Annotated in this window: 15 protein-coding genes; 1 reads left to right on the top strand and 14 read right to left on the bottom strand. The window is 35.8% G+C overall.

The window, feature by feature from the left end; genetic code table 11:
- Positions 1–6 precede the first annotated feature (6 nt).
- The 13 genes from ACTB0X_RS00375 to ACTB0X_RS00315 form a co-directional block, all read right to left on the bottom strand.
- Positions 7–3,564: a hypothetical protein gene (locus tag ACTB0X_RS00375; RefSeq protein ID WP_463022985.1), complete on the bottom strand. Its 3,558-nt coding sequence runs from the start codon at positions 3,562–3,564 to the stop codon at positions 7–9.
- Between the two features lie 47 nt (positions 3,565–3,611).
- Positions 3,612–4,064, bottom strand: a complete 453-nt coding sequence (locus ACTB0X_RS00370; protein WP_463022984.1) for a GPW/gp25 family protein — start codon at positions 4,062–4,064, stop codon at positions 3,612–3,614.
- A 132-nt stretch (positions 4,065–4,196) separates the two neighbouring features.
- Positions 4,197–5,687, bottom strand: coding sequence for an eCIS core domain-containing protein (locus tag ACTB0X_RS00365; RefSeq protein ID WP_463022983.1), 1,491 nt, complete (start codon positions 5,685–5,687; stop codon positions 4,197–4,199).
- A gap of 26 nt (positions 5,688–5,713) precedes the next feature.
- Positions 5,714–6,499 (bottom strand): hypothetical protein, encoded by a 786-nt coding sequence (locus ACTB0X_RS00360; protein WP_463022982.1) that lies wholly within the window; start codon positions 6,497–6,499, stop codon positions 5,714–5,716.
- Between the two features lie 205 nt (positions 6,500–6,704).
- On the bottom strand, positions 6,705–7,967 hold the full coding sequence (locus ACTB0X_RS00355; RefSeq protein WP_463022981.1) for an eCIS core domain-containing protein: 1,263 nt from the start codon (positions 7,965–7,967) through the stop codon (positions 6,705–6,707).
- 9 nt (positions 7,968–7,976) lie between these two features.
- The gene (vgrG, locus tag ACTB0X_RS00350) at positions 7,977–9,785 is read right to left on the bottom strand and encodes a type VI secretion system tip protein VgrG (protein ID WP_463022980.1); all 1,809 of its coding nucleotides are present in this window, start codon (positions 9,783–9,785) and stop codon (positions 7,977–7,979) included.
- Between the two features lie 4 nt (positions 9,786–9,789).
- Entirely contained in the window at positions 9,790–10,458 is a 669-nt protein-coding gene (locus ACTB0X_RS00345) for a CIS tube protein (RefSeq protein ID WP_463022979.1), read from the bottom strand.
- A 2-nt stretch (positions 10,459–10,460) separates the two neighbouring features.
- Entirely contained in the window at positions 10,461–10,616 is a 156-nt protein-coding gene (locus tag ACTB0X_RS00340; RefSeq protein WP_463022978.1) for a DUF5908 family protein, read from the bottom strand.
- Between the two features lies 1 nt (position 10,617).
- Positions 10,618–11,055, bottom strand: a complete 438-nt coding sequence (locus ACTB0X_RS00335; protein ID WP_463022977.1) for a phage tail protein — start codon at positions 11,053–11,055, stop codon at positions 10,618–10,620.
- Positions 11,056–11,059: 4 nt separating this feature from the next.
- Positions 11,060–11,530, bottom strand: coding sequence for a phage tail protein (locus tag ACTB0X_RS00330; protein WP_463022976.1), 471 nt, complete (start codon positions 11,528–11,530; stop codon positions 11,060–11,062).
- A gap of 39 nt (positions 11,531–11,569) precedes the next feature.
- Entirely contained in the window at positions 11,570–13,159 is a 1,590-nt protein-coding gene (locus ACTB0X_RS00325) for a phage tail sheath family protein (protein ID WP_463022975.1), read from the bottom strand.
- 19 nt (positions 13,160–13,178) lie between these two features.
- Positions 13,179–13,949, bottom strand: coding sequence for a hypothetical protein (locus ACTB0X_RS00320; protein WP_463022974.1), 771 nt, complete (start codon positions 13,947–13,949; stop codon positions 13,179–13,181).
- Positions 13,946–14,512, bottom strand: a complete 567-nt coding sequence (locus ACTB0X_RS00315) for a Pvc16 family protein (RefSeq protein WP_463022973.1) — start codon at positions 14,510–14,512, stop codon at positions 13,946–13,948. The genes ACTB0X_RS00320 and ACTB0X_RS00315 overlap by 4 nt, the downstream gene beginning before the upstream one ends.
- Before the next feature lie 101 nt (positions 14,513–14,613).
- Between ACTB0X_RS00315 and ACTB0X_RS00310 the strand changes: the two genes are divergently transcribed.
- Complete coding sequence (locus ACTB0X_RS00310) at positions 14,614–14,865, top strand: hypothetical protein (protein ID WP_463022972.1); 252 nt, start codon at positions 14,614–14,616, stop codon at positions 14,863–14,865.
- Between the two features lie 11 nt (positions 14,866–14,876).
- Here the strand turns inward: ACTB0X_RS00310 and ACTB0X_RS00305 are convergent.
- Positions 14,877–15,176: T9SS type A sorting domain-containing protein (locus ACTB0X_RS00305; RefSeq protein ID WP_463022971.1), on the bottom strand; the 300-nt coding region annotated here is incomplete at its 5' end.

Below are 15,176 nucleotides of genomic sequence, written 5' to 3'. Positions count from 1 at the left end.
TATCTATTATGGATTCATTTCATTCGTGCTTATCACAAAAAGAGATTTCTTACTTTCATATTTCTCTTTTAATGAAAGAGTTAATGATCCTTGTTCTCTTATAATCAAATCTGTTCCTATCACCATATTCCCTATGGTTGTATCTTTAATCCCATCTTGAGCAACTGTAATAAATCTAATCTTGTGTTTTATGGAAGGAATCAAAATACTCTTATAAGTTGATGGTACAAGCTGCTCACTTGTTTCTGCACTATCGACGTATGAAAAGTTTGTGCCTGATTTTATAATTTGAACCGCTTCACAAACCTCAACTTTCCAAATTGATTTTATCTTATTTAAACCATTCAAAACATTAATGGTATTGAACGACATGTCAACATTCTCAATTTTCCCTTTAGAAAAAGCCCATGGAGAAATGGTTCTATTGATTAAATCAGTTAATTCTTCAAGCGGTGGAGTTTCTGCCAATCGATTTAAAATAATATCCACACAGACTTCCACTATTTCAATTTGTGGAGAAAATACTTTGATTTTTATACCAGGATAGGAATGCTTTTTTATGTAATTCTCTATGGCTTCAATGCGCTCATAATGGATATTTTGCTGCTCCAATTCTCCCAAACTAGTGAAATTAGGCAAGACTATAATATGTACTTCACCAGCCTTTACACTTTCAGGAAACATTGTAGGGGTCGCCACTTTAATCCAAGCTAATTCATCAAACTCCTCAAACAGCATCCGTTTAAAATCCCTTGGGCGCACCATTCGATTTTTATGACCCAATAACTGAGCGGTTCGCTCATACATTTGAGCTTCATTTTCTCCACCCCTGCCTCCAAAAGAAGACATTGGTTGACTCACTTGAGTAATTTGTTTTGGTTTACTCTTAAATTTTACAACAGTTTCAGGTTCTGCTAGTTTTATACTTTCTTCATGGCCAATATTAATCCGTTCAATTAAGCTACAATTGGGTTTAATCATTAAACATTTTCCAATCTTATTGGCATGCTTATTCTTTACTGATATACGGATCCAATTTTTTTCTTTTGAATAAAAGGGATTTTCATTATCGATATCATGTGGAACTCTAAATGTGATCATTCCAGAATTTAATCCTCGTTCTACTGTGTTCTCTAAAATGTTATCACTGGACAAAATAGACCAATGCTTTCCAGTCAAATACTCCAATTGAAAATCAGTATCAACCTTTTGAATAATGTTAGACTGTTCTAGTTTAACATAAAGACACAAAGCTGTACCCCTAATCAGTCCTTCGATTCCGAGGTATAAATAGGCCCTATCTTCAAAATTAGGAACCAAATTATTATCTGCGACACTTTCATTATTAGCAACCTTTAATATTCCATGTGGATGTATGTGAAAGAAATCAAAAAGTTCTGAAGTATTCCCTCCATCAATCGCTTTTTTAACAACCGTATTGCTAGACTTATAATTAACGTTGATTTTCTTTACATATGGGATAAACGGAACATTAGGAGGATAAAGGTTCAGTTTATTTTTTCTATCTCTAGCTTTCTCCTGAGAGAATAAAATTAATTCTTCGTTATAGACCTTACTTCCAAACCCAACATCAGGAGAAGACAACTCAAAGTTGATAAATGCTAGTGGTGTCTCATTTGGTTTTAAGATACTCTCATCAGGGATTAATTTTGAATTTGACTTCTTAAAAATGGATACTCCTTCAATATGAGTGGTGTCTTTTAATTCACCATCGCTATCTAAATCAAATAGGTTAAATTCCTTTTGATCTTTGCTTTGTAGAACAGCTATTTTAAAATCTTGATCCTTTAGTTCAACTGTTTTATAATCTTTGTAGTAGTCCTCTAGGTTCGGACTAGGAGGCTGTAGCCAAACCAACTGAAGGTCTATTTGATACAAATTTTTGTAAACCCATTCTGAAGTACCAACACTGAACTCATCTTTCATTAATGGCGTTACTCCAAACATAGGGAAAGGGCTTGCAGAGTCAATCAGCCCATGCTTATTGTACAAGGTCAACTTAGTAGAATTGTTCACCTCAATATTAACTCCAAGGCTTTTCCACCGCATACATTTCAAGAAAGAATAAGGATAATAGACTGTATTCTCTTTGACTTTAAACTCAATTAATGGATAAGGGGTCGTGTAGGTATCTCCATGCACTTCTTTTGAGAAAGGAACCCAAGCTTCGTCAATTGCGAGAAGACTAAAGTTTAACTTAATGGCATTGCTGGTCTTTTTTAGAAAGTCATAAAAATTAATCTGATATTTATTAATGGACATCCATTTAGTCAAACCGGTAATCTGAATATCAAATGCTTGATTGAGATAACTAAAAAATAATTCTTCTTGTGAATGTCGGTCTTTCTCAGCCAATTTTTCAAGTAATTTTCGACACTCTTCAGCGCTGTCATCCGACAATTCAATGATCAATTCATAGGAACGGTCTCCACCAAATGTCAAAAAAGATGGCGAAGCTAATGCCCAACCCACGGATGCTATTTGCTCGATTTTCGGTTCTCCAAAAAAACACCATCCTTCTTTTTCGTTCGAATAATTACCTACCAATTCAGAATTTACTTCATTTTGATAGATTCCTGATATGGCATTTATTTTATTGGATGGAGCTATGTCATCCGAAGCGTTGATAAGTAAGGTTTTTAGTTCACTAATTCGTGTGTTGGTCAAATAGGAATCTGAAACTGTTACGAATTCTTTCTCTTTACCAGACTCATCTGCTTCTCCTAACAATACAGTACCCTTCGGCAATACAAAGCTTTTCACCTCTTTATTCAATTGAAAAAAGACATAATTCTCATCAGGCCTTGCCTTTGCTTTCTCTTGTTGCAGTATATCCTTATAGTAATAATCTAAATGTCTTTTCGGGACTTCATTAATTTTCTCTTGAACTTTTTCATATGCTTTTAAGAATCCGTAAGCAAGTCCAATATGAGGAGGATGAAGTTCTGTACTGACCAACTCATCCCAATCTTTTTTTAATAACTCATTCTTGATTTGAAAAAGACAATTCAAAATCAAGTTAGTCGTTTCTTCAAACTTAACCTTTGTAGTTCCCTCTCTTTGTATGAAGGAAAGAACAGCTCTTTCTCGCTTCCGTTTCTTTAATTCATTAATTATAAAAGTAAAATCTGTGTCATTTTTAGTTTCTTCTATTAGAACATCTAGGCTTTTAAAGTCAAGGGATGCCAAACAACTTTCTAGCTCTTTTATAACCCACAACTGTAGATAGCTTTCCGCCTTCACAAACCACTTATAAAAAGTAGATAACACCTTTATTAAATATTTCCCTGAGTTATCAGAATCAATGATGTCCCAATTTTTCAGAATAAGGTCTCTTTCTTTTTGCCACCATGTTAATTCAGATTCGTGAATTTCTACCCAAAAGAAGAGCAATTGACCTTTAAACAATTCATCCCACTTTCCCACCTCAACACCATTCTCAATAAATGGAATTTGCCCATAAGTGATTAACAAATCCCTTAGCAACTGCTGAATGGAGCGGTCGTCAATCTTTAATTTATTGGGGTCGAGCATATGAAACATTAGATTTCTTAAAAGATTGGGTCATAAACAGTGATCACTTGAATTGATTATTCGTGTATTCGTTCAAAGTCATCGATTTGAGTCCCTTGGGTGATGTAAAATGGAAAAACTAAATTCTGCCGGCTGTTGGTAGCTCTAATGACATAGCCTACCTCTATGTAAATAATCCCTTCATCCATGGCTTCTTCCAATCGAATTTCTGCCACTTCTATTCGGCTTTCGTATAGTGTAATCACATTCTGAATGTCATCTTTCATAGCAGAATACAGGTTACTGTCCATGTTATCAAAAACCATGGGAAGCAAATTACAACCGTAATCAGGGCGCAACAAACGCTCCTTTTTCAGTGTATTAAGCAGTATGAATAAGCTTTCTTCGATATCCTTTTCGGCGGAAACCATTTTTACACTCTTGGTTTGCCAATTGAATTGAATGGGAAAACTCCAACCGATTCCTAAAAAGGCTTTTTCGCTTTCCTCGTTATAATTTAACAACTCCATAATTCAACTATTTTAACTGCAAGGTAGCAGTCCATCAGGAAACTGAAAAGAGTAGTTTTACGTGGTTTTTGGGGTGAATGCACTCCAGTAGGTTATTAAATTTAAAAGGTAAAATAAATTTCATGAATACTTTTAACTTGAAATTTTCTCTAAATCTTGTGAAAAAACATCAGGCTGCAAATTGTTTTTTTCTTCAATAATTGCTTTTACACGTTCTTTTGTTCTCACTGTATTTTTACTTTTTTCAACATCATCTTGACTCTTAGCATTACTAAGTGCATTTATATTCACTTTTGTTAATCCTTGAAGGTTACCGTTTAAATCAAACCAAACTACTTCACGAGCCTTTTCATAAGCTAAGGAATAGCCTGATAAATTTGATGGTATTATAACTTTTGGGGCGAGTGTAGAGCTCCCCTCGGTAATAACAGGTACAGTCTCTACTGCATGATTCACTTCCCACCTCTTTTTCTCAACTTCTTGTTCTAAATATTTCTTTTGGCTATCAGTAGCTGAAATTCCCGAGGCAACAAGTCCTTGTCCCAATAGAACATTTGCTTGATTTCGACTTAGTACCTCATCATCTTTAGTTACATCAATTTCCATAAATGCTTTACTTACTTCTCCAAACAAGAACGCATTATCAATTGGGTCTTCAAAACTTTGGGACCATTTATCTTCTGCTTCTTGAGGCCAAGCAACAACATTCATCATATTATCCATTCCGCCCCATGCATCTTTAACCAAATGCGCGCCAATCCAGGTAATATCAGAAACCATCTTAGAAATTTTATTATTTACAGAACCTACTCTTTTCCTCTTTTCTTTGCTAATACCTGCAACATGTGCACTCTTTACTGAATGTAATTGTGTTTCATCATCAAAATTTAATTTTGATGCAAGGTCGGATTTAGCCTTTAAAAATACTTCACCTCTTGGATTATCACTTTTTGAGCTATCACCCTCTTCTTCAGACGTTAATTTTCTTAATAAAGGATATCTTAGTCTTAATGCATCTATAAATTTGATCCAAGTATCTTTTGAACTCTTCTCTTTTGAATTAACTTCTAATGGAAGTTTTCTTGTCATTTTATATAACTTCCTTTGAACCAAAGCGCCAGATTTTATAATTGATTTAGTACTCTTTTCTAATTGTTCATTTTTTACACCTAACCTCATCTGCAAAGCCTTTCCTCCCATTACATCTGCTTCTTTCTCTAGACCTACATTGTCATTTATAGACGCTCCATTTACATTCACCGTTGGTTTTACTCTACCCTGCTTTTGCTGCACCACATGCCAAGCTTCATGAGCTAGATGCTTTTCTTGCCCACTTGCTAAATGAATTTGATTACCTTGAGCGTAAGCATGCGCATTCAATTGAGCAGGTTTATTAGAATCATAATGCACTTTTACATCGTCCAAACTATGTCCTGACAAATTTTCAATCCCTGATTTTAAATGATCAGGGAGACCAGTATTGTTAGGTCTTCTTTGAATCGCTTCTTTCAACTGCAACTCTTTCTGAAATTCAGGATTTTGATTGACCCGCTGAATCCCTACCTTAGAAGCTGATTGAGCTACTTTTTCTTCAGATTCACTTTCTTGTTGATGGTCGTACATGATCTTACTTTTATGAGCATTAAAAACTATTGATTTCTTCTGTCGTATGCTTCTTGTTTGCTTAGATCTCCCACTTTTGTTTTAGGCTTTGTAGCCCACTTCGGAGCTTTTGGTCGTTTTTGTCTATCTGCAGTAGCACCTGTATAGGTCTCATAAGCTTCATTATATGCTCCTACGTTATTTAAGTCTGATACAATAGTAACAGGACCAAATAAGAGATTCCCGAGTTTATTAGGCTTTTGAGGATCCCAAGCACGGATCTCACAATCAAAATCTGCTCTAGCTTGATTTATATTGGGTGTAGCATCAACCTCAACTTTATAATAAATAGGTTGTTGATGCTTCCATATATATTCCTTAGCCTTGTTTTCAACATAGCCAAGATGGTCACTATTTGCAGCTTTTGTAATAGGATATAAGTTATAATTCATTGCGCTACCACCTAAATTATCGTTCCATAAATGACCTTTAACAAGACCTCCTCCTATAATTCCCCATTGATTTCGAATCTCACCCATCATTTCATCTTGAGAGGTATTCAAGTTTGCACTTTGTCCTTGTTTCATATCTGCAGGGTCCAAGCCTACTTCTACATATTCTCCAACATTGATTTGACCATTTCCGTAATTATAGGTTTGGTCTTGTTGAGATAAGACCATAGACTTTAATTGTATAGGCTTTTGTTGTGCTATTTCTTTCAATTGCATCTCTTTCTGAAATTCAGAATTCTTGTTCTTTCGCTGAATTCCTGGTTTAGAAGTCGATTGAACAATTTTTTCTTCTGATTTACTTTCTTCTTGGTGGTAATACATATTATTGTTTAATAAACATATTAATTATTAGGCTATAGCTGTTTTTAGATAAGCCCACCTTACGATCTACTTCATCATCACAATGCGCTCTCTATAGATTCAGATCCGTTTTCTAACATACGAAATGCTAACCATCAAAATTTGGATCATCATTCGTTATTATACTTGCTGGTTCATCTGGCTTTCCTCTTGCCTGGTATCTAAATCACTCCTCAGCTGTACCAATTTTAGTCCCATTTAAAAATAAATCTCTTATCGTCCCTATTCCTCCTGTGGAAGGTGAACCCAATGTATAATGACGTGTACCATGACTTGTAGTTGGAGCTCCAGGAGCTCCAGCTCCCATTGTAGTCAGTTCATTATCTAAATTAGTATGCACAAGAGCTGTAGCATCAGTCGCTGTGAAATTGGTTGTTGGTAAGCTTGATAATATTTGATGTTGATCATTTGTATAAGACGTAGTACATTGAAACTGAGTCTGAGATTGGGTGGTAGAGTCAAACGCTGTCCAAGAGCTAGGGACGGCTTTAGCCTTATAATATAAGTGTCTGTTAGTCCAGGGAGTTCCAGAATTCTGTAATTTACTTAAGGTTACTACATTATATTTAAGAGGTAACTCTATATTATTCTTATGTTGTGCGTTAAGACTTGACGTGATAGGAAAAAAGTTTTCGGCAATCCCTGGACCTCCTACCTGGGCATTAATTAAGTGTCCTTGAGTTAAACTCATATCAGCATATATACCTGAAGAAGAAGGTGTTGTTGTTCCTTTTACAGGATTACTAGGATCAATCCATACTTCTGCCTCCTCTGCAACCATCTGACTTTTAGCCATTCCACTTCCGTCATCATAAGTTAATTGTCTTTTCTTAAATTTAAATTCAGTGTTTAACTGAAATACTTCTTCATTATTCCTCAGAGCTTGAACTATTTCTTGTGACTTTCTCTGCAAAGGCTCCTTAATGTTTTTGTTTATTCCCCCAAAACCTCGATATCCTATTTTATCTCCATTTCTACTCATCTGCAACGCCTTCCCTCCCATCAGATCAGCTTCTTTCTCCAAACTTACACTATCATTGATAGCCGCACCATTCAAATTCACCGTAGGTTTTACTCTGCCCTGCTTTTGCTGCACTACATGCCATGCTTCGTGAGCCAAATGTTTCTCTTGCCCTCCTCCTAAATGAATTTGATTACCCTGTGCATATGCATGAGCATTCAATTGTGATGGTTTACTAGAATTGTAATGTACTTTCACATCATCTAGACTATGCCCTGAAAGATTTTCTATCCCTGATTTTAGATGATCAGGAAGACCTGTATTATTCGGCTTTCGTTGAATCGTCTTTTTCAATTGCAGCTCTTTCTGAAATTCTTGATTCTTATTTTTTCGTTGAATTCCAGCTTTTGAGCTCGATTGATTGGCTTCACTTTTACTTTCGCTTTTTTCTTTAGAGTCGTACATCATTCTATGTTTTTAATTAATAGAAACCATTGCTCCTTTTATAGTCGTATTTCCTGATGCCTTAAATTCAGCACTCGCCTCTCCTTGAGCAGTTAAAGAAGCACTTGCTTTTAGGGTAGAATTCAGTCCTTCTAAGTTTAAAGCACTACTGGCTTTTACCGTTACATTTGTTCCACCTTGCATACTTACCGCCTGATCCGCTTTAATGGTAATTCCTTTTGCACTTATTGTTAAGTCATCCGCAGCTTTTATGGTCATTGCTTTTTTACTTTCTATGGTCACTCCACTGTCGTCCATCTTAATCTGATTCTCATTCTGATCTGTAATTGTCACTCCTTTATCTTTATCACTAATCACAATAATGTTCTTACCAGGAGTTTGTATGGTGATGATTTTATCCTCTTCATTGAAATCTATTTCCAATTTGCTTTTGGATAGAAAGTTCTTGTGTGTATTGTCTTCATCCGGTGTCTGTGATGGCACATTCTTTTTGCTATACACACTGCCCAATATAATTGGTGCTGATGGATGATCGTCCAAAAAGCCTAGAATCACTTCGTCTCCAACTTCAGGGTAAAAGAACGCACCAAATCCGTTGGAAGCATAGAAAGTACTCAATCTCGCCCAAATGCCATCGTCACTTGATTGTATCAATGGAAGCGTCACTTGCACTCTAAACTCATCATTGGGGTCGCTATCGATCTTCTTCACCACTCCTATCTGCAAACCATTCATCGCTGGCAATCTCCCACCTGCTTTCAAGGCATCTACATTATTCTCCTCTACAAACCATTGTGCATCTATTCCTATTCCAAGCTCTGTCGTCCATGCGCCATCTTCTAAAACATGGTGCACTGACCCCACAAAAAGTTCTCCGTTTAAGGCTTTGGACACTCCGACTAACTTCACCAATGTATTTGGTTTGATGGCAGCATTTCCATTACACATCACATGGCCATTAAACCGAGAGAGTCGATTTTTTATCAGTTTTGCATTGGCCCACGCCTTTAATGCATCATCCTTTAATGGTATGTTGGTTTGTAATTGAGCATTCGCACTGATTACTGTAGAAAGTTTCTTTCCATCAATGTTTCCTTCTGCATTAACTGTAGGCTCTTCGGACGCTCCTTTTACTAGAGCTTGAGTATCCGGATCCCAAGAGACGGCATTTACTGCCTGAACTTGGTCATTCGAATTAAGACCCAAATTCATATCTATCAAGGTATCTCCGTAAGTAATTGTAGCCACAGTGCTGTCGCTAACGGCAGGCTTTTTTACATTGAATGTACCATCGTCTGTTATGACAACCAGTCCATTTATCTCTGCCCTACTCAATACAAAATCCCAATCATAGGCTCCATATTGGATCACTTCTTCGTTCTGTACGGTGGTACTATCTACTGATGATGAAAAGCTATAGTTTCCCAACACTTTACTAATAATATCACTGTCCTTACTTTTTAGAAAGTAGGCGTTCTTTCGTTCCAATGTAGACTTTACCGCTTCATCTTTACACTTTATAGAAATAGTTGGGCCATCTTCAGGATCTACTATAACGGACAAACTCATTATGATGCCCTTAAAGATGGTGTCTTCCGAAGACTCATATCCGGCTTTAATTTCTATTGCCGTTCCCGGATCAAAATTACCTGAATCACTGTTTTCAAAACTTTCAGCAGCCTTACTACCATCATTCAAAATCACTTCAGCCCAAGAAATCTTATTGATACTTTTGGTCACATTAATGCTCTTTATTGTAGCAGAAGTTTCCTTCCCTTTCAATAAAATAGTAATTAATAAAAGATCAATAGAATCTGACATATATTTATTTGTTTAATTGTGGAAACAATAACACTTTACCATCCCTCACCTTTCGGAACGTATCTAAATCGTTGGCTCGTGCAACTTCTATATATAAACTTCCTTCTTTGTAAATCTCAGAACAGAACAACTGAATATTATTCGTTGGTTTCATTACTTTTAGATGACTCATATCAGGCGATTGTTTATTCGCCTTCGCAGCCATCAATTTGGCATTTGTAAACCCTGAGAAGCTTACATCTGCTTTTGCCCTTAATGGTTTCCCATTGGGAGAAAACATCGTGTAGTTAATGGATAACTTGGTAAGGTTACAATAAAATACCAATGAGCCCCACAAGATCTTTATGTAATTGGTTCGGTGATTTTTCCCATTGTATTGGTAAATCACCTTCTTCAATTCTGAGATTTGAGCTCCTACCGTTTTCTTGTTTCCTGCTACCCCAGTCCCATCCAAGTATATACTAAAATCAACAGTTTCTGTGTCAACACTATTAAATTTAGGCGCATTTCCTTCACCTTCTGCTACAGACTTGGTTTCAGAAAATTTTACTCCATGGTTATGCGTATAACTCTCTGGATTAATAGATGCCACAAAAGTTCCTTCCTCTGAAGAATAAGAGGTATCAGAATAAGCTATCAATTTTAACTTGACAAGACTCGCAGATTTTGCCATATTTAACGCTCATTTAAGTGTTTAAAATGTCTGATTAATCTATTGGTACAAACTTTAATTATTTCATCTTTCATTCTTTTATCGTCAACTTCTGATCGTTGCTTTGGCTTATCAGTAATCGTTGATTTTATCACCAGCTCTTTAATTATTAACGTCATATTATAAGGTATTAAAATAACTGTATGAAAACTTGATCGACTCCACCGCATAACTGTTCTCCATTGCATCGAATTTGCCAATGCTCCAACTAATCGGCCAAGCATCGTTAAATGACCAACTAATAGCAGGAGCCCCTTTTTCGTCCAACAGGTGCACCAAAATCTGCGTTCTTTTAAACCCATTCAATGATGGATTGATTAAAATAGATGAACAAAGTTTTCCAAGCATTGAATCTTTAGGAACAAATCCTCTTTTCAATTCAAGATTGGAAAACTTTGGTCTAGTAGGTACTTTATGTTTAAACCCATTCTCACCGCCTTCTGCAATTTCTTCAATGTCCATTTCAACTGAGATACCATCTACCTCCTTAAAGGAATACATGGCACCAGCAATCTTAACTTTAAAGTAAAACGAAGGAGACGGATAATTAAAGGTCATAATTTTACTTATTAGCTATAACAAGCCCTTCATGAGCTATTTCGATAGTTTCTACTGCTACTTCATTCCCATCCGACTTTAAGTCCGTTCCGGTTATTTTGGTAGGCCAAGCATTTTGTAGCTCCCAAGTCATAGTGGCATTGCCGCCTTCATCTAACAATTTGATGGTAATCGTTACTCTTTCGATGGTATTCATTTTAATTTTATTGTACCAATCAAAGAATTGATTATCCTTCACAAATACACCCTTCTTAAAGGTGATGTTACTGAATTTAGTCATTCCAGGCATTTTAATAGTTGAGAATATAGAACTATCTCCGGCTCTATACTCTATCGGTTGTGCTTCTACATCAAGACCTGAAATCTCTTGAAAAGAAGTATTTGCCATTGCCCCACCGAAATCTACAGTAAAGTAAAATTTTGAAATAGGCCACGCTTTCTGTGATGCACTTTGTGCTGATCCGTTATCTGCCATGATATTATATTTTAAGTTGTATTAAATTAGTTAGATGAATTAAGATTTTTGCATTTGTTGTTCAAATGTGATTACAATGAACTCTGCTGGTCTAGAGATCGCGACTTTAACTTCAATTCGCATGATTCCTTCTAGAATATCTACAGCAGTCATAGTAGAACCAAGCCCTACACTTACTGAAAATGCATCAGCTGGAGCTGCTCCTGCTAACGCTCCTTGCTTCCATACATTGGTTAAGAAATTAGAGATCATGGCATCAATTGAAACCCATGTATTCTTCACATTTGGTTCAAAAACATACGCTTTTGATGCAAACTTGATCGATTGCTCCAACATTATCATGGTTCGTCTAACATTCATATACCTCCAATCTAAACTATTGGCATCTAATGTTCTTGCACCCCAAACCATTGTCCCTAAACCTACGAAAGGTCGAATGGCACATATTGCTTTTCCTAAAATGGGTGCATTTAAATCTTCTTGTTGATTATGATCTATTAAAACCGATGGAGAAATCACACTACTCATAGCCACATTAGCTGGTGCTTTCCAAACTCCAATTTGACTATCTACTAAAGAATATACTCCTGCCATAGCCGCAGATGGTGGCATTAAATTTTTCTTCTTTAAAATTGCTTCCATTACAGTTTTGTATTCCGGAATGGCTATTGAAAGTACACTATTGATAGTATGATCATCTGGAGCTGTAGCTGCACCATCAGCTGCTTTTCCTTCTTTACCATCTGCTTCCTCACCTGAGTCTCCTGCAGGTGCAGCAGCACCCATTCCGTCAACAAATGGTTTCAAAGCAGCTTGTTGACTCTCTTTTAAATTTTTAATAAAATCGTTACAAACACCTTGTAATACTGCAATTCCATCTGAATTTAGGTTTCTAAAATTGAGCTCAGTTTGCTGAATAACAGATGTATTTAAATAAGGATAGTAGGCTGCTCCGTAACTCAAGAAATCAGAAGAAACTGAATTTCTAAAATTATCAACTGGATTATAAGTTGGATCTTCTAATCCTTTATCTCCGTTGAATACATCTAGTATGGCCACTCTATTTTGTTGAACTCCACAATGCATCAACATTTGTTGTTGCAAAGGGTAGCATACTGTATCTTCCAATAAAACAGCATCAGGAATTACTAACATCGTAGGTTCTGATTCTTTCTCTAACTTTTTTATACCACCTTCGAACGGTGTAGAAGAAAAGTCAGGAGTAATTTTTCCATCTCCATAAGTACCTACTGCAACTATAAAACAACTTCCTCCACCGTTTTGATAAAAGAATTTCATCGATTCGTACAAGTTGAAACGTGTTCCTGGGTCTACTTTCAACTCATAGGATTTTTCTTCCAAGTGAACATCAGGTGCAGGCGCACCCTCTTTGGTTGGATCTACTTCGGCTAAACCGTAGGTGGTATGACATCCGATCCCAAAAAATTGTTCGAACTCTTTGAAAGAGTCTACTCTTACAGGTTTATTAAGAAGGGACTGCCCTTTGAATTTCGCTTTTTCAGTATATCCGACAAAAGCGGGAATGGCAGTTTCTACACCTGCTACAGAATTGGGGAATGCACTTTTCTCTTGAATGTAGACTCCCGGAGTTTTTAAAGTTAATGACATATTTATAGATTTAATTAATTTACAATTTGATATATACTGGACTTAATTCTTTCTCATCTAAACTCTCTTTGTAGCGAAAATCAGGAAATGGCAACTGTTTTTTATAGTTATGAAAGTCAAAAGAATCATTTTTGGGCTCCCACCTCAATGAAAGTCTGTCATTTGAGTACTTAAAATAGGGTAAAGCTGTTTTAGAGGTAAACCAGAGTTCTCCACTTTTTAATTCACTCTCAAATTCTAGCTCCTCTTTTTTATCTTCTATCGTAAACTTCCAATCAGCAAGTTCAAAGTCGGCCTGAATACGGTATTGCCAGAGTGTAGCTGCTGTTTTAAAATGCACTTCAAAGGATAAATTATCCGTCACGAATTCACTTTTAATGGCTACTACCCCTATAGCATTTCTTGGTTTGGTGGCTTTATTTAATCCAAACTTGATAATGCTATCCTCATTAAGCCTATCTGCTTTCAATATGAACTTATCTTTTGCTTTACTTTCCTCTAAATCACTCCAAATAAACTTTGGATAATCAAACAATAAATTCTGACCAAAAACAGAGTAACTAATGACGTCAGTATTTATATAAACTAACCAAAAGCAGAAATAATTATACTCTGATAGTAAAGACTTGTCTTCTTCGCTATAGCACCTCAAACTGCCAATATCACTTTTAAAACGCAGTCTACTTTTAAACTCAAATTGTTTCAAATCAGGGAATGGAATAAGAGAAAGGTGATTGCTTATACCTTGCTCATATTCATGTATCATTGATATGTTAAAAATCTCAATCACATCCCAGTTTTTAATTCCGGATCACTTACACTGGCATATCTAGCTTCCATTGCATCCGAATCAATAGAAATCATCTTCATTTTATAAATCACTGAAGGTTGATAGTTGGCTCCTAAAGCTCCCCAAAACCTACTCATATTATCAATTTCAATATTTACAAGCTCGAAATTCAACCGCTCAATTTTATTTGGCATTGCAGTGGTATCCGCAGTGAAAATTTTATTCTGCTGAAAAAACTGAATGATAAAGGATAGCCAGTGAAGTCCTTCCAAGTAGTTTGAATCCTTAAAGTCCATTGAAAAAAGCAGATATACATTCAAGAATACAGGTGGATTCTTCTTTTGAAACTCGCCATCTTTTTCTGTGTAAGACAATCTGTTCGACATCGCCTCTTCTTCCTCAATATTCACTATAGCCATCTTAATCACATTGTCATCCGAAGATTTATCTGAATTGGATTCACTTAATGAAGAAAGTTGTAAAATAGTTTGAGTGTTTCCAGACTTATTCGAAAAGAATTCCTCCAGCTTATTTTTTGTAAATTCTATGGCGTTTGACAACATAATAATAGTGTTGTTACAAACCTATATCAAAATGAATTAAATAAATAGCGTATAATTACCCTTAACCAAAAACCAAGTAGAAGTACTTATTTTTAAAGTAAGTGGTTGAAATATTTAAAAATTCAACCTGCACTGGCTCATCTATTCCAAAGACATCGAGAACTTTATCAGTAGAAGTGATTGTAGATAAGAAAAAAGAATTCAACGGAAAGATGCATGAACTTTGGACCATTTTTTGGGAGAAATTTTTAACTTTTTGGGGCGCTTTAGTGGCGCTAATTTTAGGAACGATTCTATTCGTGATTCGTAAAAAAATCAAAAAAAACACCGGTTATGATGAAAAATCAGATTAATGGAAATAAATTCAATACTTCACCAATTTCATCAACTCAACTGTATTCCCTGTAGCAATTTTAATGAGGTAAATTCCATTTGATTCATTGCTTAAATCTATTGGAAAAATACCTGAATCATATAATCGATTTTGCAGGATTAACTGACCTTCAATTGAAGTAACTGTGATTTCTAATGGAGAATTGTCCGTTTTTCTCAAATAAGTAATTCCTTTGGATGGGTTTGGTGCTATATAATATGTTTGCTGCTTTAATTCCTCAACTCCTACGCCAACTATTTGAACACATCTTGAAGTGTCGGTGCATCCATT

The sequence above is a fragment of the Acidiluteibacter sp. genome (assembly GCF_055129545.1).
Note: the sequence above shows the minus strand (reverse complement) of the source record. Positions and strands in the feature narration are given on the sequence as shown.

Excerpts from the sequence above, each read along its gene's own strand:
- ACTB0X_RS00375 (WP_463022985.1), bottom strand. The coding sequence starts at position 3,564 with ATGTTTCATATGCTCGACCCCAATAAATTAAAGATTGACGACCGCTCC.
- ACTB0X_RS00370 (WP_463022984.1), bottom strand. The coding sequence starts at position 4,064 with ATGGAGTTGTTAAATTATAACGAGGAAAGCGAAAAAGCCTTTTTAGGA.
- ACTB0X_RS00365 (WP_463022983.1), bottom strand. The coding sequence starts at position 5,687 with ATGTACGACCATCAACAAGAAAGTGAATCTGAAGAAAAAGTAGCTCAA.
- ACTB0X_RS00360 (WP_463022982.1), bottom strand. The coding sequence starts at position 6,499 with ATGTATTACCACCAAGAAGAAAGTAAATCAGAAGAAAAAATTGTTCAA.
- ACTB0X_RS00355 (WP_463022981.1), bottom strand. The coding sequence starts at position 7,967 with ATGATGTACGACTCTAAAGAAAAAAGCGAAAGTAAAAGTGAAGCCAAT.
- vgrG (WP_463022980.1), bottom strand. The coding sequence starts at position 9,785 with ATGTCAGATTCTATTGATCTTTTATTAATTACTATTTTATTGAAAGGG.
- ACTB0X_RS00345 (WP_463022979.1), bottom strand. The coding sequence starts at position 10,458 with ATGGCAAAATCTGCGAGTCTTGTCAAGTTAAAATTGATAGCTTATTCT.
- ACTB0X_RS00340 (WP_463022978.1), bottom strand. The coding sequence starts at position 10,616 with ATGACGTTAATAATTAAAGAGCTGGTGATAAAATCAACGATTACTGAT.
- ACTB0X_RS00335 (WP_463022977.1), bottom strand. The coding sequence starts at position 11,055 with ATGACCTTTAATTATCCGTCTCCTTCGTTTTACTTTAAAGTTAAGATT.
- ACTB0X_RS00330 (WP_463022976.1), bottom strand. The coding sequence starts at position 11,530 with ATGGCAGATAACGGATCAGCACAAAGTGCATCACAGAAAGCGTGGCCT.
- ACTB0X_RS00325 (WP_463022975.1), bottom strand. The coding sequence starts at position 13,159 with ATGTCATTAACTTTAAAAACTCCGGGAGTCTACATTCAAGAGAAAAGT.
- ACTB0X_RS00315 (WP_463022973.1), bottom strand. The coding sequence starts at position 14,512 with ATGTTGTCAAACGCCATAGAATTTACAAAAAATAAGCTGGAGGAATTC.